Source organism: Paenibacillus tyrphae (assembly GCF_027925525.1).
GTDB classification, from domain to species: Bacteria; Bacillota; Bacilli; order Paenibacillales; family NBRC-103111; genus Paenibacillus_G; species Paenibacillus_G tyrfis_B.
Genome location: NZ_BSDJ01000001.1, coordinates 215,731 through 237,596 on the forward strand (window position 1 = coordinate 215,731; position 21,866 = coordinate 237,596).

20 protein-coding genes are annotated in these 21,866 nt (G+C 56.5%); 11 read left to right on the forward strand and 9 right to left on the reverse strand.

What is annotated here, in order from left to right; translation table 11 throughout:
- Nucleotides 1-301: 301 nt before the first annotated feature.
- The 5 genes from QMG93_RS01065 to QMG93_RS01085 all read right to left on the reverse strand — a co-directional run bounded on the left by QMG93_RS01065 (nucleotide 302) and on the right by QMG93_RS01085 (nucleotide 7,285).
- Nucleotides 302-1,828, reverse strand: coding sequence for an ABC transporter substrate-binding protein (locus QMG93_RS01065; RefSeq protein ID WP_281933049.1), 1,527 nt, complete (start codon nucleotides 1,826-1,828; stop codon nucleotides 302-304).
- Nucleotides 1,825-4,098, reverse strand: a complete 2,274-nt coding sequence (locus QMG93_RS01070) for an AraC family transcriptional regulator (RefSeq protein WP_281933050.1) — start codon at nucleotides 4,096-4,098, stop codon at nucleotides 1,825-1,827. The genes QMG93_RS01065 and QMG93_RS01070 overlap by 4 nt, the downstream gene beginning before the upstream one ends.
- A gap of 346 nt (nucleotides 4,099-4,444) precedes the next feature.
- Nucleotides 4,445-5,374 (reverse strand): metallophosphoesterase family protein, encoded by a 930-nt coding sequence (locus QMG93_RS01075; protein WP_281933051.1) that lies wholly within the window; start codon nucleotides 5,372-5,374, stop codon nucleotides 4,445-4,447.
- 123 nt (nucleotides 5,375-5,497) lie between these two features.
- The gene (locus QMG93_RS01080; RefSeq protein ID WP_281933052.1) at nucleotides 5,498-6,271 is read right to left on the reverse strand and encodes an MgtC/SapB family protein; all 774 of its coding nucleotides are present in this window, start codon (nucleotides 6,269-6,271) and stop codon (nucleotides 5,498-5,500) included.
- Between the two features lie 12 nt (nucleotides 6,272-6,283).
- Nucleotides 6,284-7,285: a PHP domain-containing protein gene (locus QMG93_RS01085; RefSeq protein ID WP_281933053.1), complete on the reverse strand. Its 1,002-nt coding sequence runs from the start codon at nucleotides 7,283-7,285 to the stop codon at nucleotides 6,284-6,286.
- A 339-nt stretch (nucleotides 7,286-7,624) separates the two neighbouring features.
- On the opposite strand from QMG93_RS01085, the gene QMG93_RS01090 reads away from it, so the two are divergent.
- From QMG93_RS01090 to QMG93_RS01110, 5 genes are all read left to right on the forward strand, one after another.
- Entirely contained in the window at nucleotides 7,625-8,065 is a 441-nt protein-coding gene (locus QMG93_RS01090) for a GNAT family N-acetyltransferase (protein WP_281933054.1), read from the forward strand.
- Entirely contained in the window at nucleotides 8,062-8,577 is a 516-nt protein-coding gene (locus QMG93_RS01095) for a GNAT family N-acetyltransferase (RefSeq protein WP_281933055.1), read from the forward strand. The genes QMG93_RS01090 and QMG93_RS01095 overlap by 4 nt, the downstream gene beginning before the upstream one ends.
- 240 nt (nucleotides 8,578-8,817) lie before the next feature.
- Nucleotides 8,818-9,459: a histidine phosphatase family protein gene (locus QMG93_RS01100; RefSeq protein WP_281933056.1), complete on the forward strand. Its 642-nt coding sequence runs from the start codon at nucleotides 8,818-8,820 to the stop codon at nucleotides 9,457-9,459.
- Between the two features lie 83 nt (nucleotides 9,460-9,542).
- A complete protein-coding gene (locus tag QMG93_RS01105) occupies nucleotides 9,543-10,253 on the forward strand; it encodes a GNAT family N-acetyltransferase (protein ID WP_413789250.1) in 711 nt (236 codons plus the stop codon).
- A 72-nt stretch (nucleotides 10,254-10,325) separates the two neighbouring features.
- Nucleotides 10,326-11,219 (forward strand): ATP-grasp domain-containing protein, encoded by an 894-nt coding sequence (locus QMG93_RS01110; RefSeq protein ID WP_281933058.1) that lies wholly within the window; start codon nucleotides 10,326-10,328, stop codon nucleotides 11,217-11,219.
- Between the two features lie 4 nt (nucleotides 11,220-11,223).
- Here QMG93_RS01110 and QMG93_RS01115 read toward each other — a convergent pair whose 3' ends face one another.
- On the reverse strand, nucleotides 11,224-12,507 hold the full coding sequence (locus QMG93_RS01115) for an NCS2 family permease (protein ID WP_281933059.1): 1,284 nt from the start codon (nucleotides 12,505-12,507) through the stop codon (nucleotides 11,224-11,226).
- A 79-nt stretch (nucleotides 12,508-12,586) separates the two neighbouring features.
- On the opposite strand from QMG93_RS01115, the gene QMG93_RS01120 reads away from it, so the two are divergent.
- From QMG93_RS01120 to QMG93_RS01140, 5 genes are all read left to right on the forward strand, one after another.
- On the forward strand, nucleotides 12,587-13,042 hold the full coding sequence (locus QMG93_RS01120; protein ID WP_281933060.1) for a hypothetical protein: 456 nt from the start codon (nucleotides 12,587-12,589) through the stop codon (nucleotides 13,040-13,042).
- 119 nt (nucleotides 13,043-13,161) lie between these two features.
- Nucleotides 13,162-13,638 (forward strand): hypothetical protein, encoded by a 477-nt coding sequence (locus tag QMG93_RS01125; protein WP_281933061.1) that lies wholly within the window; start codon nucleotides 13,162-13,164, stop codon nucleotides 13,636-13,638.
- 452 nt (nucleotides 13,639-14,090) lie between these two features.
- Nucleotides 14,091-15,062, forward strand: coding sequence for a nucleotidyltransferase domain-containing protein (locus tag QMG93_RS01130; protein WP_281933062.1), 972 nt, complete (start codon nucleotides 14,091-14,093; stop codon nucleotides 15,060-15,062).
- 7 nt (nucleotides 15,063-15,069) lie between these two features.
- On the forward strand, nucleotides 15,070-15,543 hold the full coding sequence (locus QMG93_RS01135; protein WP_281933063.1) for a VanZ family protein: 474 nt from the start codon (nucleotides 15,070-15,072) through the stop codon (nucleotides 15,541-15,543).
- Nucleotides 15,544-15,616: 73 nt separating this feature from the next.
- On the forward strand, nucleotides 15,617-16,459 hold the full coding sequence (locus tag QMG93_RS01140) for an Rpn family recombination-promoting nuclease/putative transposase (RefSeq protein ID WP_281933064.1): 843 nt from the start codon (nucleotides 15,617-15,619) through the stop codon (nucleotides 16,457-16,459).
- Nucleotides 16,460-16,546: 87 nt separating this feature from the next.
- Here the strand turns inward: QMG93_RS01140 and QMG93_RS01145 are convergent, their stop codons facing one another.
- From QMG93_RS01145 to ilvB, 3 genes are all read right to left on the reverse strand, one after another.
- A complete protein-coding gene (locus QMG93_RS01145; protein ID WP_281933065.1) occupies nucleotides 16,547-17,113 on the reverse strand; it encodes a hypothetical protein in 567 nt (188 codons plus the stop codon).
- 204 nt (nucleotides 17,114-17,317) lie between these two features.
- Nucleotides 17,318-17,821, reverse strand: a complete 504-nt coding sequence (ilvN, locus tag QMG93_RS01150) for an acetolactate synthase small subunit (protein WP_281933066.1) — start codon at nucleotides 17,819-17,821, stop codon at nucleotides 17,318-17,320.
- Nucleotides 17,822-17,824: 3 nt separating this feature from the next.
- Nucleotides 17,825-19,522, reverse strand: coding sequence for a biosynthetic-type acetolactate synthase large subunit (gene ilvB, locus QMG93_RS01155; RefSeq protein WP_281933270.1), 1,698 nt, complete (start codon nucleotides 19,520-19,522; stop codon nucleotides 17,825-17,827).
- A 239-nt stretch (nucleotides 19,523-19,761) separates the two neighbouring features.
- On the opposite strand from ilvB, the gene QMG93_RS01160 reads away from it, so the two are divergent.
- Complete coding sequence (locus tag QMG93_RS01160) at nucleotides 19,762-21,807, forward strand: LuxR C-terminal-related transcriptional regulator (protein ID WP_281933067.1); 2,046 nt, start codon at nucleotides 19,762-19,764, stop codon at nucleotides 21,805-21,807.
- Nucleotides 21,808-21,866 lie beyond the last annotated feature (59 nt).

Below are 21,866 nucleotides of genomic sequence, written 5' to 3' on the forward strand. Positions count from 1 at the left end.
GACGCGCCGGAACACTCCGGGCTTTCCGCTTCGGGCAGGTAAATGCCAAATAGTCGCCTGCCCTGTCTCCTTCAGCTCATCGGACAAGATTAAATGAAAACCACCTCCTACAATGAATATAAAAACGGAATAATCCTCCACAAAAGGACATACTTCGGGACAATTTTCCTCCGTCTGCCCCCTCTGCACGAATTCGCCGCACTTGGGTACCGGCTGTGGCTTCCCTCTCTACGTCGAAATATCGGACCTAGAGAGGGTGGCTTCGCGTCGCGAAGCGGCCTCCACCGCCGCGCCGAACTCGTCAGCGCCGCTTGTTCCGCAGGAACGCGTCGATCTGGCGCTGCAGCTCCGACCCGATCGCATCCAGCAGCACGCCAGCGTCCGCTTCGAACCGCGGCATCGCTTCCTCCGGGTCGAGCACTCCGTTAAACAGCGGCGTGTAGTACTCCGCCTCGATCCTTGCGTACGCGTTCAGCTCGTTCTGTACCGGAGTTCCATCGAACTGGAACCCGGTCAGCAGATCCGGCGTAAAATGCTCCGCCCGCCGAATAAACCAGTCCAGCGCCTCGGTGCGGTCATCGGTCGCCGGAACGCGGTCGTTGTCCGGGTTCCACAACCAGACGTACGGGAACTGCTGATAGCCACTTTTCAGCGTCCGGTAACGGTCGCTCCCTACGGGCTCCCAATGGACGCCCGGAAGTCCGTACGCCAGCAGGTCGTAGTTGTCCTTCTCGTTGGCCCAATTGAGGAACTGGATCGCTTCCTCTTTATGCTTGCTGGTCACCGGAACCGCGATAAAATTCCATTGAGCGAAATTCGACAGATTCGCTTTCGGAATGTCCTGATAAAAAGTCACGCTCTCCAGCTCTCCGCCAGTTGCATACTGCTTCAGCTTTTCCTGATTTCCCTCGTCAACCGAGAACGAGCCTGCCGGGAAGATCGCTGCCTCGCCCGAGAAGCCCGGGTCTTGAAAATCTTTGATGCCAAGCACGTTCGGATGCATGACGCCGTCCACATACAGCCGGCGCGCCTCGCGAATCCAGTCGCGGACCGGCGAATCCTTTTCGCGAAACAGATTGTGCACCTTGCCGTCATTGCGCTGGTAATACAGCATCAGGCTGCTGCCCAGCGCCTGCGTCGGCCGGACCTGGTTCTGGACATCATCGTAATGCCGGAACGCCGCCTGACTGTAGAGCTGCTGCGACGTGTTCCCCGCTGCGATCAGCGGCACGATGTCCGGCTCCTTCTGCTTCAGCAGGTAGGCGAACCGGATCAGCTCTTCGTAGCTTTGGATCGGCGGCACGCCAAGCTTCTCGCGAAGGTCCTTGCGGACAAAATACGAGTGGCCCATCGCATAGGAGACGCCGAGCGGGACCGCCATAATTTTGCCGCCGTACCGGTTGGCCTCCCACATCGGCCGGGGCCGCTTGGCGAGGATCGTCTCGCCGTACTTCTCCAGCAGCACGTCGAGCGGCTCGTAGTAGCCGCTCGAGATCATCTCGCTCAAATGCAGCCACGGCGCGTCGAAAACGAGATCGATCTCCTCGCCCGAAGCCAGCGCCACCTGGGATACCCGGCCGAAGTCGTTCCATGGCACGAACTTGATGTCCAGGCTCACATTGAGCGTTCCCGCCAGACGCCGTTGCGCTTCCTTCAGCACAAGATCGTAATCGGCGGCCCGATCGCCCGGGAGCATGATGCGGAGCGTCACCGGAGAAGGCGTGGCGGCCGGGGCTGGCCGGCCCGCATCGGAAGCGAAAGGCCCTCCGCACCCCGCAGGCAAGAGAAGCGCAGCGAGCAAGCATCCCCATCGCAGCGAACGGTTCATTCCGCTTCCCCTCCTTCCCCTTCGGTATGGTGCAGCCGGTATTGGTTCGGGGTCAGCCCCGTCGCTTTTTTGAACGCCGTGAAATAATGGCTCCGCGTCAAAAATCCCGAGCGCTCCCCGATATCCGCCACCGACATGGTTGTCGTGACAAGCAGTTCCTTTACCTTCTCGATCCTGGTATTCAGGATGTAGTTCGAGAGCGACACGCCGCGCACTTCCTGAAAAATGCTGCGGGCATACTTGGCCGACAGCGAGACATGCTCCGCAATCGCTTCGACAGACAGCATCGGATCGTGAATATGGTACAGTACGTAGTTGATCATCTCCTCCGCAAGCTTCTCCTTCCGGTCACCGCCTTTGCGGGAGCTGAGCTGATCCATGACGGCGAACAGCTCCGCCTCCAGCCAGTGGCGCGCTTCCTGCAGCGTCGAGAACCGGTCGAGCTGTTTGTCGATACCGTCCACGCCCTGCAGCGCCCGAAGCTTGTCGAATTCCTTCATGATCGTAAATAAAATGACGGTCAGCCTTACCTTGCATTCGGAGTATTTGACCGCCGCCATCTGCCCGAACAGCTCCTCCAGCAGCAGGACGACCTGGTCCTTCTTCCCGGACTTGACCGCGACAAGCAGCTTGTCGAGGCTCTTCGGATCGGATAGCGGCTGCAGCAGCCGAACGTAGCTTTCGTAATCGCCCTCCGTATACACCTTGTCTTCGCCGCTGATGAACTTGAGCAGCGTAAGCTCCAGAACGAAGTCGTAGACGGAACGCAAATCGTCCTCCAAGTGCTTCAGATCGCTCACCGCTATGGTCACCTGAAGCCGGACATACGTTGCAATATGCCCCTTGATCGTCTCCAGCAGCTTGCGGACTTCGGCATCGTCCCGATCCAGCCCGATCAGGAAGACGATGTGGTCGCCGGCCAGATCGATCGTCTCCAGCGTGCCGCCCTCGCCCGCGAAGATTTCTCCGGCAATGTTGCCCATCGCGTATTTCAGTAACTGCCGGGAAGCAAAATCATACGTTTCGGCAACGTCCCGGTACGCATCGATTTTGACGACGGCGAGCCGGATGAGATCCGACGCCAGAAGCTCCGATTCCCGCGCAATCCCTTCCCGCAGCGTCCTATTCATTCTTCCCTGCAGCAGCCACTGGCGCAAATATTCCGCCTTGATCAAGCCGGAATGGCCGCGAAGCGATTGGTGCATTTCGTCGACCCGGCTGGACAGCAGCTCGATCCCGTTTTTCAAGATACTGTACTCGTCTCCCGCAGCAGGGAGAGCCAGCGCAGAATGGCGTGACTCCTGCACAATGCGGCGCTGCAACTGGTCCGCCAGCCTGCGGAAAGGCTTCACCATCCGGCGGGAATTCCAGAATGCGGCGAGAAGCAGCAGGACGAGCAGAAGCAGCGAGTAGCCGACGATTTTTGTCTGGAACGCTTGCGCTTGATGCTTAAACGCTTTCAACTCGGTTAACGAATACACCGTCCATTTCTGCGAGGCCAGCGGTGCGGAATTGACAAACAATTGCATCCCGCGCACGGTCATGACCTGTGTCTCCGAACCCGCCGGCTTCAGGTGGCGCAGCTCGTTCAGAATTGCAGCCTCGTTCTCCGTGGTGCCCAGCACATTCCGGCCTTGGCCGTCCACAATCATCAGGTCCATGCCGGGCTCCTTGTTCAGACCGAGCAGGTTTTCCTGCAGCGCTCTATTATCCAACAGAAGCACGAGATAGCCGCGATGGTCTTTCCTGGCCGGCGTGGACGGAACGATGAGCGCGAGATAAGGCTCGCCGCCGGTTTCATGATAAAAAAACTGCAAAAAAAGCGGCCGGTCCTCCCGGATCTTCTTCAGTATCGCCGCATCCCCGAATTTCTCGAACGAAACGAGCCCCTTGAGCGAATCGATCACCTGCTCCTTGTGGACGTTCACCAGATAGGCGCGCTTGATAAACGGCTCGGTCGACATGTAATTCGTCAGCGCATGAAGCGCATCCATGTCGTCCAACGGACTGCGGCCGGCCGATTGCAGCCATTCCTGCACCGTACGGTCCTGGTACATATGTAGCCCGTACGCTTTGAGCTTGTTTAGCAGAAACTCGGTGCGGCTTGCCGTTTGCAGCATCGTATCTCGGTTGAACAGATCCATTTGCGAGTAGGCGTATTTCGAGAACTGGTTCGCCAAAAACATGGAGAACGGAATAATGATCATCGTAAAAATCATTCCGATCCACAAATAAATCCGAACGTAGTTCTTGGAGAATAAATGTCGCATCGTCCAACCTTCCTTGCGAGTCTGTCGTCGTAGTCACCGTTCTCATTATACTATACATCCGATAGCGGATATTCGTATTGGACTGATCGAGACAGGGCAAGTTGGCGTATTGGATTTCCTGTCCACATCGTAGCATTCGTCCCCCGGATTCGCCCAGTTCTCATTTGCCCAAAACGGTTCTCAAATGGCGAAAACCCGCTATTTTCAAGGGTTCCGCGCGAGGTCGGAACGGAGTTTGCCGGACGGATGCCGTCTTCGATAACCGTAAAACGAAAACAGGCGGCCGGCCGAAGAGGTGCTCCTCCAGCCGTTCGCCTGTCCAAAATTCAGCTTTATTTTGAGGGTCCTAACGCGTCTCCGGCCGATGCTCCGGCTGCTCCGTCACGACCGTACCGTCCGCAAGACGCAGCCAGCTTTCGAAGCCGCGCTCGCCTTCGCACAGCCGGATGATGCGCGCTCCGCGCGGGAAATCGTCCCGGCCGTACGTGTTGTAGCCCGTCGCCCGGCCATAGCACAGGCGGACGCCGTGAAGCGTGCCGCAGTAATCGTTGACGTGGTCGTGCCCGGCGAACGTGCCCATGACGTCACCCATTTCGACGAGTGCTGCGAATAATCCCGTATTGATCTTCGGGCAGCATACGTTCTCGTACTTGTGCCCGCAGCACACTTCGCGCTCCCATACTTCCGCGTACTCCGGCAGCGGGATATGGAAGAACGCCAAGGCCGGCAGCGGCGTGCCGCCGTTGTCCGACGTATAGGCGGCGGATTGCCGGACATACCAATCGATCTGATCGCGGCCAATCCAGCCGTAGCCCTGCACGTGCTGCAGCGTGGACATACAGCCGGAGTCGAAGCCGTACAGCAACGCAGCCGGACGGCCGGACGCATCCCGAACTTCGAGCACGTAGTTGCCTTCTCCGGCAATGTCCGACGGACCGCTTGCCGCTAACGCGTATTCGTAGTCCGACACTTTGTCCATCAGCTGCTGCCGGGTGATTTTCATCTCGGTATCGTGATTGCCGAAGACGACCGCCCACGGGATACGCCGCTTCTCGACGACGGAAACCGCCCGGTCGAACCGGCCAAGCGGATCGTCGCATTCCTTGTCTTCGATGACGTCTCCGGTGAAGTAGACGAGGTCCGGCCGCTCCGCTTCGAGAATGTGCTCCATCAGCTCCAAGGTGCGCCGGTCCGCGTCGCCTCCGGATTTCATATGCACGTCGGTGAACTGCACAATCGTAAACGTCCGGTCTTCCCGAAAAGTTAAAGCTTGCATTCGAATCGCTCCTCTTCGCTAATGTCAATCGCGTTACCGTTTGCCGGAAGCTACACATGCTCTCTTGTTGACGCGGATCGCTTCCGCCGGCGTCGGACCCGCTCCGTGCAACGGCGGCGAACCTCAGGCCGTCTTCCCCGCCGCTTTCGTTTTATTTTCGTGCTCGAACGGCTTCCATCCCGGCGTCTCGACCTTCACCATACCCGGAAGCACGACCAGCTCCTGCACGACGTGCTCGTATTGCCCGGCCGTCGTCTTGAGCGCCATGCGTACGCTTAAGGCTTGGCGGAAGCCTTCCTCCGTTTCCTTCGCCCGGCTCTCCAGATGCAGCACAGTGACAGAAGCGCCCGAAGCCTTGATCCGGTTCAGCATCGCGCCGAGATTTCCATCCCCGTCCCAGAGCTCGACCTCCACCTCGCGTTTGCGCTTCGTCTTCGCCAGAGCCGCCTTTTCCACCTTGTTCAAGAGGAACAAGCTAACAATGACCGCAGCCGTCGAGACGACGGCCCCATAGTAAAAACCGGCGCCGACCGCAAGGCCGATCGCCGCTACGACCCATAGCGAAGCCGCGGTCGTCAGCCCCGACACGGTCGGCCCCGTGCGTATAATCGTTCCGGCCCCCAGGAAGCCGATGCCGCTGATCACCTGGGCGGCCAGACGGGCCGGGTCCAGCCTCACGTTCGCTTCCACCGCAAAATCGGAAAAACCGTAGCTCGACAGCAGCACAATCAGAGCCGAGCCCATGCAGACCAGAATATGCGTGCGAAATCCGGCCGAATGCCCGCCGATTTCCCGCTCCAAGCCGATCAGGCCGCCCAGCACCAGCGCCGTAACAATACGGAGCGTCAGCTCCGCATAGCCGATATGCCACACATCCGGGGTCAACGACAGTTCCATGGGGACCTCCCCTTACCGCCCGAGCGGAACGGCGATCCGTTTCTTCTCGTGCACGTAGATGATTTCCTTGTACCCGGTCCGGGCCAGCAAATCCATCGCCTCGTCCAATTGCGTACCGATATCGTCCGGAAAATGGGAGTCCGAGCTCAACGTAATCGGAACGCCGTGTTTATGCAAAATGTCCAGAAAAGCCGGACTCGGGCAAGCTTCTTTGACCGGGTACCGGTAAGCAAGTCCGGTATTGATCTCGGTCGCCACATCGGCCTGCTTAAGCGCACGGGCTACATCTTCGTACATCGGCAGCAGCAGCCTCTCCTCCGGCCGGTAATTGAACACCTTCAGATTGTCCAGATGCGCGATAATGTCGAACAAGCCGCTGGAAGCCGCCATTTTCACGTAGTCGAACAATTGCCGGTACAGCGCAAGCAGGTCTTTTTCCTTGAACAGCTCCTGGGTTTCCGGGTTGTCGAAGCCCCAACCTTCCAGAAAATGGACCGATCCGATCACGTAATCCAGCTCGTACCGCGACAGCAGCTCGCCAAGCTCCGCCTCGCCGCCCGGGAAAAAGTCCGTCTCGACCCCGAGCGATACAGGTACGCCCGCGGCCTTCGCCCGGCGCACTGCCTGAAGATACGGCTCGATGGAGCTTACGCAGACACGGTCCAACCAGTACTGCTGCAGCCGGCCGAGCGGCGTCTCGTCCACGATCATGTGCCGTTCGTAATACGGCCGGAACTCGGTAAACCGGTACAGGTGATCCACCATCCCGAACCGCTCGATCCCGCGCTGCCGCCCCTGCTCGAAATAGAACGCGAGCCATTCGTCGCTGAAGCAGCCCGCCGCAAGCCGCTGCTGAAGCACTTCTCCCAGCTTGTTCATCCATTCGAGCGAATGCGGCCGGTCGCCCAACCGCCCGCTCTTCTGGTGCACGTTCTCCAACGCCCTCGCCGTCCGCTGCAGCCAGCCGGTCGAGTACGGCCCCTCCTCCAGGTGAAAATGAAAATCCAGCTTCATCCCGCTTCCTCCTCACTCCGTCGATTTAAAAAACTCTCACGAAAAGTGTTCCAACGCTTTTACGATCGATCATCATCTTTTTGTTGATTGTTGCATATATTACTTTATTTTTGTTGTTTCTTGTTGATTATTGTAGTCCTTTCTCCATCATCCGTCAATCTCAAAATGAATCGGGCATAGACAATCGATTTTGGCAGGACGGTCATGGATGGCTTTGGAAAAACTTTTCAAATCCTTTATACTGAATAAATAAGAAGTTTTTCTGCCAAAGCCGATCAGCGGTTAACGGGATTTATCATCATGATGATAAATAGTAAAATACCTAAAGGAGCGATCCCCTTGCTAATCAATATCAAATCCAGATTGGACCAGCCCGAAGTTGCGGAGCTTCTCGAATACTCCATTTTTCCCGACCCGGTTCGGCTGGCGCAAATCCTGGATGACTACAAGCGCAGCGAAGAACTTGAAATGTACGGTTACGAAAAAGACGGGAAGCTGATCGGCCTCGTCGGCTTCCGGATCGATTCCGGGCGCGTGATGGAGCTGCGGCACATTGCGGTCCAGCCGGACTATCGGGGACAAGGCTATGGCCGGGGCCAAATTTTGGAGCTGATTCATCTCAAAAGCCCCACGGAAATCGTCGCGGAAACGGATGAGGACGCGGTCGATTTTTACCGGAACATTGGGTTCGAGATCGTCAGTCTGGGTGAAAAATATCCGGGTGCGGAGCGGTTTCGCTGCACCTATGAGGTTGAGCCGGAGGAGGAACGGGAAACATGATCGCAGCCGTTGAAATCGTCGAAATCCGGGCGTACGAGCCGGAAGCGTTGGAGCAGTTGGCCGAGCTGCTGATCGATGCCGTGGAGAGCGGCGCTTCGGTCGGCTTTTTGCCCCCGTTAAGCAAGGACGAAGCGGTAGATTATTGGAAAAGTGCGCTGGAACCGGGCGTCGTCCTGTGGGCGGCCAAGCTCGATCGGACGATTGTCGGCACCGTGCAGCTCCAGCTCGCGCAAAAAAAGAATGCAGCCCACCGGGCGGAAATCGCCAAGCTGATGGTCCATACGCGCAGCCGCAGAAACGGCATCGCCCACGCTCTGATGCTGGCTGCCGAAGAATGCGCCCGCACCGAAAGCCGAACGCTGCTTGTGCTCGATACGCGCGCAGGCGATCCGTCCAACCTGCTGTACCGGTCGCTCGGGTATGTGGAGGCGGGACGCATTCCCCGCTATGCCCGCTCCGTGGACGGCAGCTTGAACGATACCGTGTTTTATTACAAGGAGGTCGAGGCTTAGCGCCATGAAGCACCTCCTGCTCCTTCTCGCATGGCTGCTGGCCATCCAGCCGGTCACGACTCCGGAGGCGGTCAACGAAGCCCGCGCAAACCAACCAGGCGGCGCCGGATCATTTTCCGTATAAAGTTTCCTTATTAACCCATGCGTTCTCTGGATAGCAGATGACGGACTGGAAGCTGTCCGAGGACGAACGGAACGAACTTATCGATCTTTTTCATTGGATCAGTTAGGAGGCTTCGGATGAACAAAACAACCGTATATTTAGTCCGGCACGGACAGACGGAATGGAACGTGGAGCACCGGTTTCAAGGTCATCAGGACTCTCCGCTGACGGAGCTTGGCTTGAAGCAGGCTCGTTGGCTGGGCGAAGCGCTGCTGGAGCAGCCGCTCGATTGGATCTACAGCAGCTCCAGTCCCCGGGCCGTCAAGACCGCCGAGTTGATCCGCGGCAGCCGGACGATTGCCATTACGGAATGCGATGAGATGAAGGAAATCAATCTGGGCGAATGGGAAGGCCAGATCGCTACTGAAATTGCGGAGCGCTGCCCGGAGGCTTACGAGCACTTCTGGCGTCAGCCGGACCGCTTCCGCGCGGCCCAAGCGGAGACGTTCGCGGAGGTGGAGCGGCGCGCCTTCGGCAAGCTCCAGCATATTCTACGCGACCATGCCGGGCAAGCCGTGCTGATCGTTACCCATACGGTTGTGGTCAAATTGCTGATGGCCGCCTTCGAGCAAAGGCCGATCGAGCAATTGTGGGAGCTCCCGTACATTCATCCGGCCTGCCTGTGTAAGATTGAGTTTACTGAGGATGGCAAGCCAGACATCAAGCAGCACGGCGACATCAGCCATTATCAGGAAGCGATTCAGCCTGTAGAAGGATAAATGACGTAGGATCGGGAGGTCTGGGAATGAGTATCTTACAAGTTACCTCAGATAATATCGCTCGGGAGCACATCTGCTGCGCCATGTCGGACAAGAAAGCCCAGCACGGCGTCAGCCTGAAGAAAGAGTGGCTGGCGTGCCGTTTTCAAGAAGGGCTTGTCTTTAAAAAGCTGGACGCCAAAGGAAAAGTGTTCATCGAATACTTGCCTGCCGAGAACGCTTGGGTGCCGATCGATGCGCCGAACTACACGTTCATCAACTGTTTCTGGGTGTCCGGAAGCTACAAGGGACAAGGCCATGGGGCGCAGCTTTTGCAGGAATGCATCCGGGATTCGGAGGGCAAAGCAGGCATCGTTGCGGTATCGAGCCACAAGAAGCGGCCATATCTGTCGGAGAAGTCTTACTACGTGAAACACGGGTTCGAGGTGTGCGATACCGCTCCTCCCTATTTCGAGCTGCTCGTCAAGCGGTTCGATCCGAACGCCCCGCTTCCCCGGTTCAAGGAAAGCGCCAAGCAGCAGACCGTTGCGGACGGCGACGGCCTGGTCGTGCTGTATACGGACCAGTGCCCTTTTACCGATCATTATACCGGCGAAGAGCTCGATGCCATTGAACGGGCGTACGGAATTCCGGTGAAGCGCGTGAAGCTCACGACCAAGGAGCAGGCGCAAAATGCCCCTTCCGCCTTCACCACGTACAGTGCGTTTTATAACGGACGGTTTGTCACGCACGAGATTTTGACGAAAGCCAAATTCGATAAGCTGTGGAACACGCTCGGGGAGCCGCAGGGTTAGAAGTGGGTGCGGTTTTATCCAGGGTAGATACCCTCGAAAGCCCCCGATCCAGAGCCGAAGGAGAGACTTACGGTGAACATTGTATTTTGCAGCGATCCTCTGGACCCGAAAACGGCGGATGCCGACTACGAACTTGAATACCGCACGGCCGCAGGACTGGGGCTCCCCGTCGAGCTGATCTCGCTCGAAGACTTGCTGGACGGACAGGCGGCTCGCGCCGTCCGGCGGGTCCGGGAAGCGGACACGGCTGAGCCTGCGATTTACCGCGGATGGATGTTGAAGCCCGCGCATTACGAGCAGCTGTACATGGCTCTGCGACAAAAAAACATCCATCTGGTCAATACGCCGGAACAGTACGTACTCTGCCATCATTTTCCTCACAGCTACAGCTTCATTCAAGAGCATACCCCCGAGAGCCGCTGGCTGGACATCGCTGCGGTCCACTCGGACATCAACCGCGTCCATAACATGCTAGCCTCGTTCGGCAGCCGGCCGCTTCTTCTGAAGGATTACGTCAAATCGCGGAAGCACGAATGGGCGGAAGCCTGCTATATTCCCGATGCGTCCGATCGGCAGCAGGTCGAGAAGGTGCTGCGAACCTTCATCGAGCGGCAGGGCGACGGGTTGAACGGCGGAATCGTGTTCCGAGAGTACGTCGAGCTCGAAAAACTGGGAGCGCACGAAAAAAGCGGTATGCCCCTATCGAAAGAATACCGTCTCTTCTTCTACCGGCACCGGCTGATCGCGGCGCAAAATTATTGGGAGGAAGTAGCCTACGACGCGGAACAGCCGGATTTAAACGTGTTTGTCACGATCGCACAGCGGATTCGCAGCAGCTTCTTCACCATGGACATCGCAAAAACGACCGCGGGAGAATGGTTGATCATCGAGATCGGCGACGGGCAAGTATCCGGCCTTCAGGATATGACGGATGTGGAGACTTTTTACCGGTCGTTTCTGGACTGAGAGGTCAGATAAACGGCAGGGCAAAATTCAAGACGAACAAAGCAGCGATGGCCACGAACACTGGGGAAATTTCCCGTCGTTTGCCCGCCGCGAGCTTCAGGATCGGGAAAGCCACGAAGCCGAGCCCCATGCCGTCCACAATGCTGGAGGTGAGCGGAATTCCGGCCACGATCAGAAAGGCAGGCAGCCATTCCGACAAATCGTCGAACGGAATATCTTTCACGCCTCGGAGCATCAATCCGCCGATCAAAATCAGCACTGGCGCGATGGCCGAATCGGGAATCAGCCGCATGACCGGACCGAGCGGCACCGCGCAGGCGAAGAGCGCTCCGGCCGTTGCGGCCGTTAAGCCGGTCCGACCGCCGGCAGAGATACCTGCGGCGCTCTCTACCGCAGTCACCGTTGGACTCGTGCCCAGAACGCCGGAAGCAGCTACGGATACGGCTCCCGCCTGAAGGCTGCGGGCCGCCTTCCCCGGTTGCCCGATGAGCCGAAGCTGGGCGTCGATGAGCCCGATGTTTTCGAACAGCACAACAAGCACGAATGAAAACACCGCGGTCCAGAATACGACGGACGACAGCCCCGAGAACGACATCGCTCCGAACACGGAGCCGTAAGCCGCCAGCGATAATTCCGTCCCCACGCCGTCCCAAGCAAGCTGCCCGGTCACGGCCGCCAAGCCGGTACCGGCCGCGATCCCGATCAGCAGGTTTCCCGGGACGCCGCGGACGTACAAAGCCAAGGTCACGGCCAGCGTGGCCAGTGTCAGCAGCGTGTGCGCACTACCGAAATCGCCGAGCGCAACGATCGACGAACTGCCGGGGACGACGATGCCCCCCTTTTGCAGTCCGATAAAAGCCAAAAATAAGCCGACACCCGCGCCGATCGCATGCTTGAGCGAGTCGGGAATCGTAGCGGCAAGCCGCTTGATCAGAGGCGTAAAAGCAAGCGCCGAGACGAGTAAGCCGGATACGAAGACGGCCGCCAGCGCCTCCGGCCACGACAGCCGCATTCCTTGGACGACAGTGTACGAGAACAGCGCGTTAACGCCCATTCCCGGGACGATGACCAGCGGACTGTTCGCCCAAAGACCGACGAGCAGCGACCCGAAACATGCCGCGAGCGCCGTCGCGATCACCCCTGCCTCGTACGGAATGCCCGCATCCGCCAGAATCGATGCGTTGACGGCGACAATATAAACCACCGTAACAAACGAAACGACGCCCGCGGTCATTTCCGTACGGACGGTTGTACCGTGCTGTTGTAGAAAAAACCGTTTGGTTAGCATGCGGCATCCCTCCCGAGCGACAACCCGCGCCCTATATCATTTAGTTCCACACCTAAAATGCCAAAGGATGATCACGGCGATGAAACGGACTTGGTACTATCAAGCAACCGCTGCAGAAGGCCCTTTCTCGCAAACGGAAATGGAACACTTGATTGCAAACGGCATCATTGACGGGTTCACGAACGTAAGGGCAACGACCGGCGGACCGTGGATGCCTGCCAAAGATACGGATGCTTTTCATACGGCTTTTCATACGGCCTTTCATGCGGCTTTTGATGCCTTGCCCCGCCAAAGACGACGGAAGCATAAGTTCAGCCTCCGCGCCTTTCTTTATGCAATCTGCTTTATTGTTAACCTATTAGTAGTTATCTTATTACTAAATTCCTTGGGACAGTTGGCGAACTTGTCGATGATGGGTCTCTCCCACATGCTTGGCGGAATGCCGGTGCCGGAATATCCCGAGATGGTCGCAGCCTATCTATCGGGGATGGAAGACAGCCGCAACTTACGGATTGGCTTTGAGCATTTTTCTTAATTTCGTCGTGATCATTCAGAGCAAGCATTGGCTAGTACCGTCGCTCCTCATCCCTTGGACCTTGCTTCTCTTTTTGTGGCGGCTGGTTTTGTAAGATCTTTTTTGGGGAGGCTGCGGGGATGATGGAGACTGACTACGATTTTAGAAGAAGAAAGCTCAAGACACCAAACGGAAAATTAAGCATTTTGATCATCCTTCTCCTATTGGCTGCCGGAGGATACTACCTGTACCTGATGATAACGGGGAACCCGGATGCCGCTAAGAATAAGGATGTTAAGACTACGCTGGTCCAATTTTATAATGAGTTTGTGAAGAGCCGCAATGTCGGCCCTGCGGCTAAATATATTTATCGTAACGATGGGCAGCTCGTTGTCAATTACCGTTTTTATTACGGGGATATCCAATCGTTCCGGATCAAAAAAATTCAAGACATCGAAACCTACAAAAAGAAAGGCATCGTCGAAGTCCGGACCCTGAATTGGAAATCCAAGGAATTCAAGTATACGGATACCGTGACGCTCGAATACATCGAAGGCCGGTGGCAAATTACGAATTATTGGAGCACGAGTTCGGACGGTTGGCCGAAGCTGCCATAACGGGGAAGCATGAGTATTTACGGAGCTATTCATCAAGTATTGAAGCATTTTGAAACCCATTTGTTCGTTTGCGAAGCACCAAAAAACAAAGCAACGATTCTGGAGAGCATACGGGCCACTTGGCATGATATCAAAAAATATTGCTGCTGTTCAATAAAGATTGGGATGAGTGCTGCGAGTTATGTCAGGGGGCCATGTTTTATTATATTGAAGAGTGCAGACAAATTGTCCTGAAACAATGCCGCAGCTGCGGAAATGTTTACGGTGCGGAAACGAACGAAAGGCTACCGATTCGTCATGCTTATGAGCTGCGAATAGCCCCCAGAAGCGATCTCTCGCACATACTCGGACCCGATGAATGGATTTAAGCAAGAACTGGAACTTCTTGTTAAAATTAATCGTCTGTATTTAGAAAGCTTACTACATTTTAGTTTTTGCGGGAGGTCACGTCATTGAATTATACTTCGTTTTATGTGGATCTGGCGCGGCATTATGCGCAGCAGCAGCCGATCGCGCAGCAGGTTGGCGTTTTGGCAGGCGGCTCTGTGGGGCGCGGCGAAGCGGATCGGTTCAGTGACTTGGACTTAAATGTCTATACGTCGAACCAAGAACAGCCGCATTACAGCGCCAATGTGTTATTTCAGGAGCACGTCATTCAGCTTCATGTCCACCCGCTGCCGCAAATGGAGCAAATTATCGATTCCCCGTGGGATTTCCGCTTTCTGGAGGAAGCCCGCATCGTTTCGGACCCTTCGGGACTGCTGCAAGCTCTGATCGCCGATGCTTCGGAGTTTTTTCAATCGCCGCAAGGCCGGGAAAAAATGCTGTCCCAGGCCAAGGCCGCAATAGTGGAACATCGGGCGTGGCTTCAGGAAAGTCTGGACGTTGAAGAACCGTTGACGGCCAGCTTCGCTGCCGATGCCGTTTGGGCGGATGCGGCACAAGCCTACGCTTATTTTGTCCATAGCGCGATGTCGACGGGAGGATTGCTGCCGATCATAAGACAACTGGACCTGTACCCGGCCTATCGGGAGATTCGGTTCGGTGCAGGCAGTGCCGAGCCCGACAAACTGCTCGGGTCGCTTCAGGCCTACCGTGCTTACTTGCGGGAGCGGAGCGGCGATGCGGATGCCTTTGCGCTGCAATCCGTTCAAGACGAGCTCGCGGCCCGCAAAGCGGCGAGGTACCGTGAAACGGAAGACCCGGATAATCTCGCTTGGCAGCTTTATGCCGAGGCCTTCTGGTGTTATCTTGCCCTTGCGGAAGGCCAAACGCTCGAACAGCATGTCCGGGAGCTGCCGGAAGCGATGCAGACGCACCTCGCCACGCTCGGCTTCCGAACGTATTCGGAGGAACAAATGCATACGTTGCTGAAACAAGCGGAGCAGTTGATCGTTCTTTGCGAAGAAAGCCAGGTGCGCTAAAGATCCCATGAGGAGAAAAAAGAAGGAATCTCGCAATCTATGGACCGCCGCCGCATTCATCTTGTATACGTCCTGCATGCTGTATATGATGTTTGTCGGGTTCGGGCGGTCCGTTCATGCGGACGAGCTCCGTTACAACCTGCATCCTTTTCGCACAATCGGCAATTATTTTATTTATTTTGACTCCTATGCATTTTCCATTGTGCTCATCAATCTCGGCGGCAACATCGGAATGTTTATTCCCTTCGGAATTTTGCTGCCGCTCTTGTTTCGGAGATGCCGGACATTTCTCGGCTTTTCGCTCGGCTTCATCGTTCCGCTGATCGTTATCGAGCTTCTGCAGACGGTGCTGCGCGTCGGTTCCGGCGATATCGACGACGTCATTCTTAACTACGCAGGCGCCTCGCTCGGGTACGTGCTGTACAAGATTGTGTTCGGCAGGAAGCTCCACAAAGACTCGTCCGGTATTTCCATGGTGTGAGAATATATTGTCATATGTCTGAACGTTTTCCGTCGTGGTATAATAATATGGCAGACGAAATGGAGTTGATAGGATGACCAACAGACTTGATCCTAAAGTCGATTTCGTTTTCAAACGCATTTTTGGTGTTGAAGAAAATAAAGACGTACTGTTGGATTTTTTGAATGTAACCTTGAGAGAAAGCGAGCCTTCTCCGATCACGGACATTCAGCTCCTCAACCCGTATATTGATAAAAACGCCCTGTACGACAAGCAGTCAATTCTCGATCTTCATGCCCGCACGGCGGACGGAAAGCAAGTAAACATCGAAATTCAGCTGTTCAACCGGTACGATATAGAGAAACGGACGTTGTACTACTGGAGCAAAATGTATTCCAGCCAGCTTGAAGAAGGACAAAAATATAAAGATTTGAAGAAGACGATTACCATTAACATCTTAAATTTCAACTTTATCCCGAATGATCGTTACTATAATCTTTTTCATTTGCGGGAACACCATAGCGGATCGAGGCTTACCGATGATATCGAGATTCATTTCATGGAACTGCCCAAGCTGCAATCGCAGAGGGCCAGCTTATCCGATAAGCTGGTGAAGTGGTTATTGTTCCTGAAAGGCGTAGATAAACAAGAACTATGGGAGGTCATCGCCATGAACGAACCGACATTGCAAAAAGCGATGGATACACTGGAGTTTCTGAGCCAGAACGAAGAAGCCCGCCGATTGTATGAAATGCGGCAAAAAGCGCTGCACGACGAAGCGTCCATGATCGATGGAGCCAAAGAAGAAGGAAAACGGGAAAAAGAAATTGAAGTCGCCAAAAATTTGCTGGAAATGGGCTTGGACGTGACCAAAATCGCTAAAGCAACGGGATTGCCCGAAAGCGAAGTCAAAAAACTAAAAGAGCAGCTTCACTAATTGCCTCTGCTAAAATTTCATCTGTCGTTCAAGAAAACACGTTCAATAGGACGTGTTTTTTTGCTCCCTGCTGCCTTGCAGGCCCGTTTAATCTTCACCCTCCGCGTCCTCTTCCCTCTCGACTTCGAACGTTTCCATCCAATATTTCGCCCGAAACGCCACCATTTCGTTCGGCGAATCGACGAAAGGCGAAATAAACTCTTCTGCGCCCTCGTCGTTCCATACAATCGTTTCAAAATATTTCTCGATCACCGCATGGCACCAAGACGGATTCATCGGTTCTATACGTTGTTTCAGCCCCGGTATGGCTAACTCCGTCATCTCTTCAGGCATATATTCGATGGCGTCTAATGCCCAGTAATGAGGAGCGTTGGCATCCTCTTCATCCAAGATTTGCAGCAAATAATCGATATAAGCGGGGGACGGATGATTCAGCACCGACCCGATCCAATAGTGAGCATGCACCCATGCTTTCGTGACAAGATTTTCCGAGATGTAGGCAATGATTTCTTTCTGAACTTCCGCTGGATCCAATTCGCCCACTCGATCTATCAGCTCGTAAAGCAGCTTATGCGCCTCGTTGTAATCTGCGGCATGCTCCATTTTATCTGTATAAATCTTGATAAGTGTTGCTAACCGACCCGCTTCCTCCATAAACTTCTCTCCATCTCTTGATCGTTTCGTACAAAAGGATAAGGACTTATTAAGCATGGCACTTAGGCGTATACGGTCTCCAGCCCACTATGAGCTAGTGTATACGCTACAGCATGCGTTACTAGCACTCCCCTCGGATCGCCGGTCCTTTTGCCAAGATCCATTATCCCTCAAACTAAGCTGGAAAGAAAAGGGGAAGTTTCGTTAAAAGGAAGCGAGACCCGCTTGGCCTTCACCGCGGTTCATGGCCGTCTCTCCCGTCCTGGTCAGCTCCAGAATGCCGTACGGCTTCAGGACGTGCAGGAACGCGTTGTTTTTGTCCGTGTCTCCGACGACCTGAACAACGACCGAGTTCATGCCGATGTCAATGACCGAGCACCGGAACGTCTCGACGATGCCGAAAATTTCCGGCCGGGTGGCGGGCTCCACCCGCAGCTTCGCCAGCATCAGCTCCCTTGAAACCATCGGATAGCGGCTGACATGAACGACGCCGATCACATCGATGAGCTTATCCAATTGGCGGCCGATCTGCTCCAGCGTTGTGTCGTTTCCCTTCAGCGTAATGACGACCCGTGATAGCCCTTCTTCTTCGGCAGTGCCGACGGAAATGCTGTCGATGTTGTAGCCTCGGCGCCCGAACAGTCCGCAAATGCGCTGCAGCACCCCGGGGTGGTTGTTGACGAGGATGGAAATCGTGTGCTTTTGCATGTCCTACTCCGCCTCCAATATCATATCGCTTAACGTCTGTCCTTGCGGAATCATCGGAAACACCAGCTCGTCCTTGGATACTTGAAAATCGATCAGCACCGGCCCCGGTGTATCCAGCGCTTCCTGCCACGCACGTTCCGCCTCCCGTTTGTCGGATGCCCGTAGCCCTTTGACCCCGTACGCTTCGGCTAATTTGACGAAATCCGGGCTTCCGGACAGATCGATATGACTGTACCGGCCGTCGTAGATCAGCTCCTGCCACTGCTTGATCATGCCGAGCGTTCGATTGTTAATGACGACGATCTTGACCGGAATTTGATGAATGGCACAAATCGCCAGCTCCTGCGCGCACATCTGCATCCCCCCGTCCCCGTTGACCGAAACGACCAACCGGCCGGGATGCCCCACCTGCGCCCCGATGGCCGAAGGAAAGCCGAAGCCCATCGTACCCAAGCCGCCGGAGGTAAGCAGGGAGCGGGGATGTTTGAATTTGTAAAATTGCGCCGTCCACATCTGGTGCTGCCCGACATCCGTCGTTACGATCGCTTCGCCGTCCGTCGTTCGCGAGATCATCTCCAGCACATACTGCGGCTTCAGCTCCGTCTCGGAATCGCGATAGGTCAACGGGTAATCCGCTTTCCACCGCTTCACTTGCTCCAGCCAAGCTCCTTCCTTCGGCCGGATGCCCGAAGACAAGGCGTTCGCAGCCTGCAAAACCTGCCGGGCGTCGCCTGTGATGGGCAGCGCGGTCGGCACCAATTTGCCGATCTCCGCAGCGTCGATATCGATGTGCGCAATCGTGGCCTGAGGCGCGAAGCCGTCGAGGCGCATAGTGACGCGGTCGTCGAATCGGGCGCCGACCGAGAGCAGGAAGTCGCAGTGCAGCAGCGCCTGATTCGCCGCATACGTCCCGTGCATGCCCGGCATGCCGAGCCACAGCTCGTGCCCGCTTGGAAAAGCGCCCAGCCCGAGCAGCGTCGTCGTCACCGGAACGTTCAGCCGGCCGGCGAACGCCGTCAACTCCTCCGCCGCATCCGCCTGCACCGCCCCGCCTCCGGCGAGAATCAGCGGCCGCTCCGCCGCTTCGATCGCCCGCAGCAGCTCTTGCACCTCGCTTGCTTTGGCCTCCCGCACCGGACGGTATCCCCGCACGGACACCGTCTCCGGGAACCGGAAAGCCGTGATTGCCGCCGAAACGTCCTTCGGAATGTCCACCAGTACGGGACCCTTGCGGCCCGTCCCGGCGATGTGGAACGCTTCCCGAAGGATGGGAGCCAGCTCCTCCACCTTGCGGACGAAATAGCTGTGCTTCGTAATCGGCTGGGTGATGCCGACGATGTCGGCTTCCTGGAAGGCGTCCGTGCCGATCAGCGAAGTTGCCACATTGCCGGTGATAACGACCAGCGGGATCGAATCCATATGCGCGGTCGCGATGCCCGTAACCAGATTGGTCGCTCCCGGCCCCGACGTCGCCAGGCAAACGCCGATTTTGCCGGTGGCACGGGCGTATCCGTCGGCGGCATGAATGGCCCCCTGCTCGTGCCGGGTGAGGATATGGCGAAAATGCGGATTCCCGTGCATCGCGTCATAAATGTACAGCACTGCGCCCCCAGGATAGCCGAATACGCACTCCACCCCTTCGAGCAGCAGCGTGCGGAGCAAAATCTCCGAACCGCTGACCCGGTCCGGGGCAAGCAGCATGGCGCGAAGCGCCTCCCGTTCGGCGAGATCCCCCTGTCCACTGTAACATTCCGGGCCTTCCCCGGCTCCAATGCCGCTCAAGCGGCGCGCTTCCGCTTCGAAGAATGTGTTCATTTACCCTGCCTCCGTTTTATGAGATTACCGATACTTTATCACGGGGTCGTAGAAGCAGGTACTATCCATTGGTTGACACTAATAGTATACTTTGTGATAAAAAACCGGCGGCAGGTGATGACTCGTTGGAGACGAAACGAACGGAACAAGCTTCTTCTTTTCAAACGATAGGGGAACGGTTGGAGCGCTGGCACGCGGACGATTTTGTCGGCAGGGCGTTCGAGCTTGGGGTGTTCGAGCAATACGTGACGCAGCTGGCAAACCGTCAGGAACGGATCATGAATGTGTACGGCACCGGAGGGATGGGCAAAACGCAGCTGCTTGAGCGGTTCCGGCGAAGCGCGGCGGACCATGGGGCTTGTTATTTGGGGATTGATATGCGGGATTATTTGAACAATCCGGCCGCCGTCTGCGGACACCTTCTGCTTGAGCTGGGAGCGTCGTTTAACCCGGAAGAGCCCGCGCTGCTGGGGCAATGCTTGGAGCGCATCCGGCACAAGGCGGAGGAAACGCGCATCATCCTTGGCATCGATCACTACGAGGAGGCGGGCAGCCTCGACCGGTGGTTTCGCGAGACGTTCATTCCGAGGCTTCATTCGAATATTCTTCTCGTGATTGCAGGGCGGTTTCCATTGGCAGGGTCATGGCAGCTTTCTAGCGCCTGGCAGAAGCTGATCGTGCCGCTTCCGTTGTCCGAGCTCAGCTATGAAGAAACGCAAGACTGGCTGCTTCAAAATGGCATCACCGACGAGAAGCTTCAGGAAGCGGTTTGGATGCGGACGTTCGGGCACCCGCTCTCGCTATCGCTCCTCGGTCCGATTGCCCGCGCAGATAGCTCCCCCCTCGCAAGTGCGGGAGACCCGCTGGAAGACCTTCTGCGCCAGTGGCTGCGGGAAGCGCCGGACGACGAGCTTCGCAGGCTGATCCTGACCGCATCCGTCCCGCGGACGTTTAACCAGGAGCTGCTGTCGCTGCTGGAGGAGCGGGACGTGCCCTTTTCACTGTTCGACCGACTGATCCGTCTGTCGTTCGTACGGCGCTGCTCCGGCGGCTGGCAAATGCATGATTTGGTCCGGGAAACGATCCGGCTCACCTTCCGGGAGCGGATGCCGCAAACCTTCGAACAGTATGGCCAAAAGCTGGTCGAAACGTATTATTCGCGGATTGTCCGCGCGATTCCAGTCAAGCAGGACGTGTCGTGGGAGATCGCCGAGATGATTCCTCACACGGACAATCCGGTGCTGCGGGCGCATTTTCGCCATGCCCCGGGGTCGGGCAATTATCTGGAAACGATCGATGCGCACAACCTGAACGATGCCGAAAATTATATCGACCGGCGCAAACAGGAAGCCCGCAGCTGGAAAATCGCCTGCTCGGACCCGGAAACGGACACGTTGTTCCGCTTTACGATGACGTCGGAGCAGACGCTGTACCGACTGACGGCGCTCGATCTGCCCCGCATGCTGCAGCTTGGCTGCGAGCTGCGCCTGCTTCGCAGTCCCGAGGGCCGCGTCGTCGGCTTGATGGCCTCCGTGCCGATTCACGAGCGGACGCTCGATTTTCTCGCGCAATCGCCGATTTCCGGCGCGTATTTCGCCAGCTTGCCGCCGGGCGAACGGGCACGGTACCGCACGCCGCCGGAGCAAGCGTCAGGCACGTTTCTGTTTACGATCGATGTGGAAAATCTGGAAAAAGAAGAGCTGCGTTCGGACATCATCCACCTGCTTTTCGAATCCATGATGGCCGGCAAGGTGCTGCTTACCTCCCCGCCCCCGCTCGATTACTACGAGCTGGCTTACCGCAGCCTCGGCTTCGAGATGGTTCCCGGGGCGGAGCACCTCGGCTATGACGGTACGACCCCGACTCCCACGTACCGGGTGGATACGCGCAAGGAGAAACTGCCCGCGTTTTTGGACAGACTGATCCGCAGCTCCGGGAAAGCCGCTTCGTCTCCGCCGGGGCCGGCGGCCGGGGAACCCTTCGACTTCACGCCAAGAGAGCGCGAAGTCGCCGACCTGCTCGTGCGCGGGGATACGAATGCGCAAATCGCAGCCGCCCTGTACATCAGCGAGGTTGCCGTGAAGAAGCACGTCAATGCGATGCTGCAAAAGACCGGGCTGAAAAACCGGACGCAATTGGCAGCAAAAATATGGGACGGCCGCAACGGGTAGCCATTTTGCGGTGCCGCTCCTGCCTGCTACGGAAAGCTGGACGATTCGTACAGCGGAAG

Excerpts from the sequence above, each read along its gene's own strand:
- QMG93_RS01080 (WP_281933052.1), bottom strand. The coding sequence starts at position 6,271 with ATGGAACTGTCGTTGACCCCGGATGTGTGGCATATCGGCTATGCGGAG.
- QMG93_RS01115 (WP_281933059.1), bottom strand. The coding sequence starts at position 12,507 with ATGCTAACCAAACGGTTTTTTCTACAACAGCACGGTACAACCGTCCGT.
- ilvN (WP_281933066.1), bottom strand. The coding sequence starts at position 17,821 with ATGCAAAAGCACACGATTTCCATCCTCGTCAACAACCACCCCGGGGTG.
- QMG93_RS01105 (WP_413789250.1), top strand. The coding sequence starts at position 9,543 with ATGTCGGACAAGAAAGCCCAGCACGGCGTCAGCCTGAAGAAAGAGTGG.
- QMG93_RS01145 (WP_281933065.1), bottom strand. The coding sequence starts at position 17,113 with ATGGAGGAAGCGGGTCGGTTAGCAACACTTATCAAGATTTATACAGAT.
- QMG93_RS01095 (WP_281933055.1), top strand. The coding sequence starts at position 8,062 with ATGATCGCAGCCGTTGAAATCGTCGAAATCCGGGCGTACGAGCCGGAA.
- QMG93_RS01070 (WP_281933050.1), bottom strand. The coding sequence starts at position 4,098 with ATGCGACATTTATTCTCCAAGAACTACGTTCGGATTTATTTGTGGATC.
- QMG93_RS01085 (WP_281933053.1), bottom strand. The coding sequence starts at position 7,285 with ATGAAGCTGGATTTTCATTTTCACCTGGAGGAGGGGCCGTACTCGACC.
- QMG93_RS01065 (WP_281933049.1), bottom strand. The coding sequence starts at position 1,828 with ATGAACCGTTCGCTGCGATGGGGATGCTTGCTCGCTGCGCTTCTCTTG.
- QMG93_RS01120 (WP_281933060.1), top strand. The coding sequence starts at position 12,587 with ATGAAACGGACTTGGTACTATCAAGCAACCGCTGCAGAAGGCCCTTTC.
- QMG93_RS01135 (WP_281933063.1), top strand. The coding sequence starts at position 15,070 with ATGAGGAGAAAAAAGAAGGAATCTCGCAATCTATGGACCGCCGCCGCA.
- QMG93_RS01125 (WP_281933061.1), top strand. The coding sequence starts at position 13,162 with ATGATGGAGACTGACTACGATTTTAGAAGAAGAAAGCTCAAGACACCA.
- QMG93_RS01140 (WP_281933064.1), top strand. The coding sequence starts at position 15,617 with ATGACCAACAGACTTGATCCTAAAGTCGATTTCGTTTTCAAACGCATT.
- QMG93_RS01075 (WP_281933051.1), bottom strand. The coding sequence starts at position 5,374 with ATGCAAGCTTTAACTTTTCGGGAAGACCGGACGTTTACGATTGTGCAG.
- QMG93_RS01100 (WP_281933056.1), top strand. The coding sequence starts at position 8,818 with ATGAACAAAACAACCGTATATTTAGTCCGGCACGGACAGACGGAATGG.
- ilvB (WP_281933270.1), bottom strand. The coding sequence starts at position 19,522 with ATGCTGCTTGCCCCGGACCGGGTCAGCGGTTCGGAGATTTTGCTCCGC.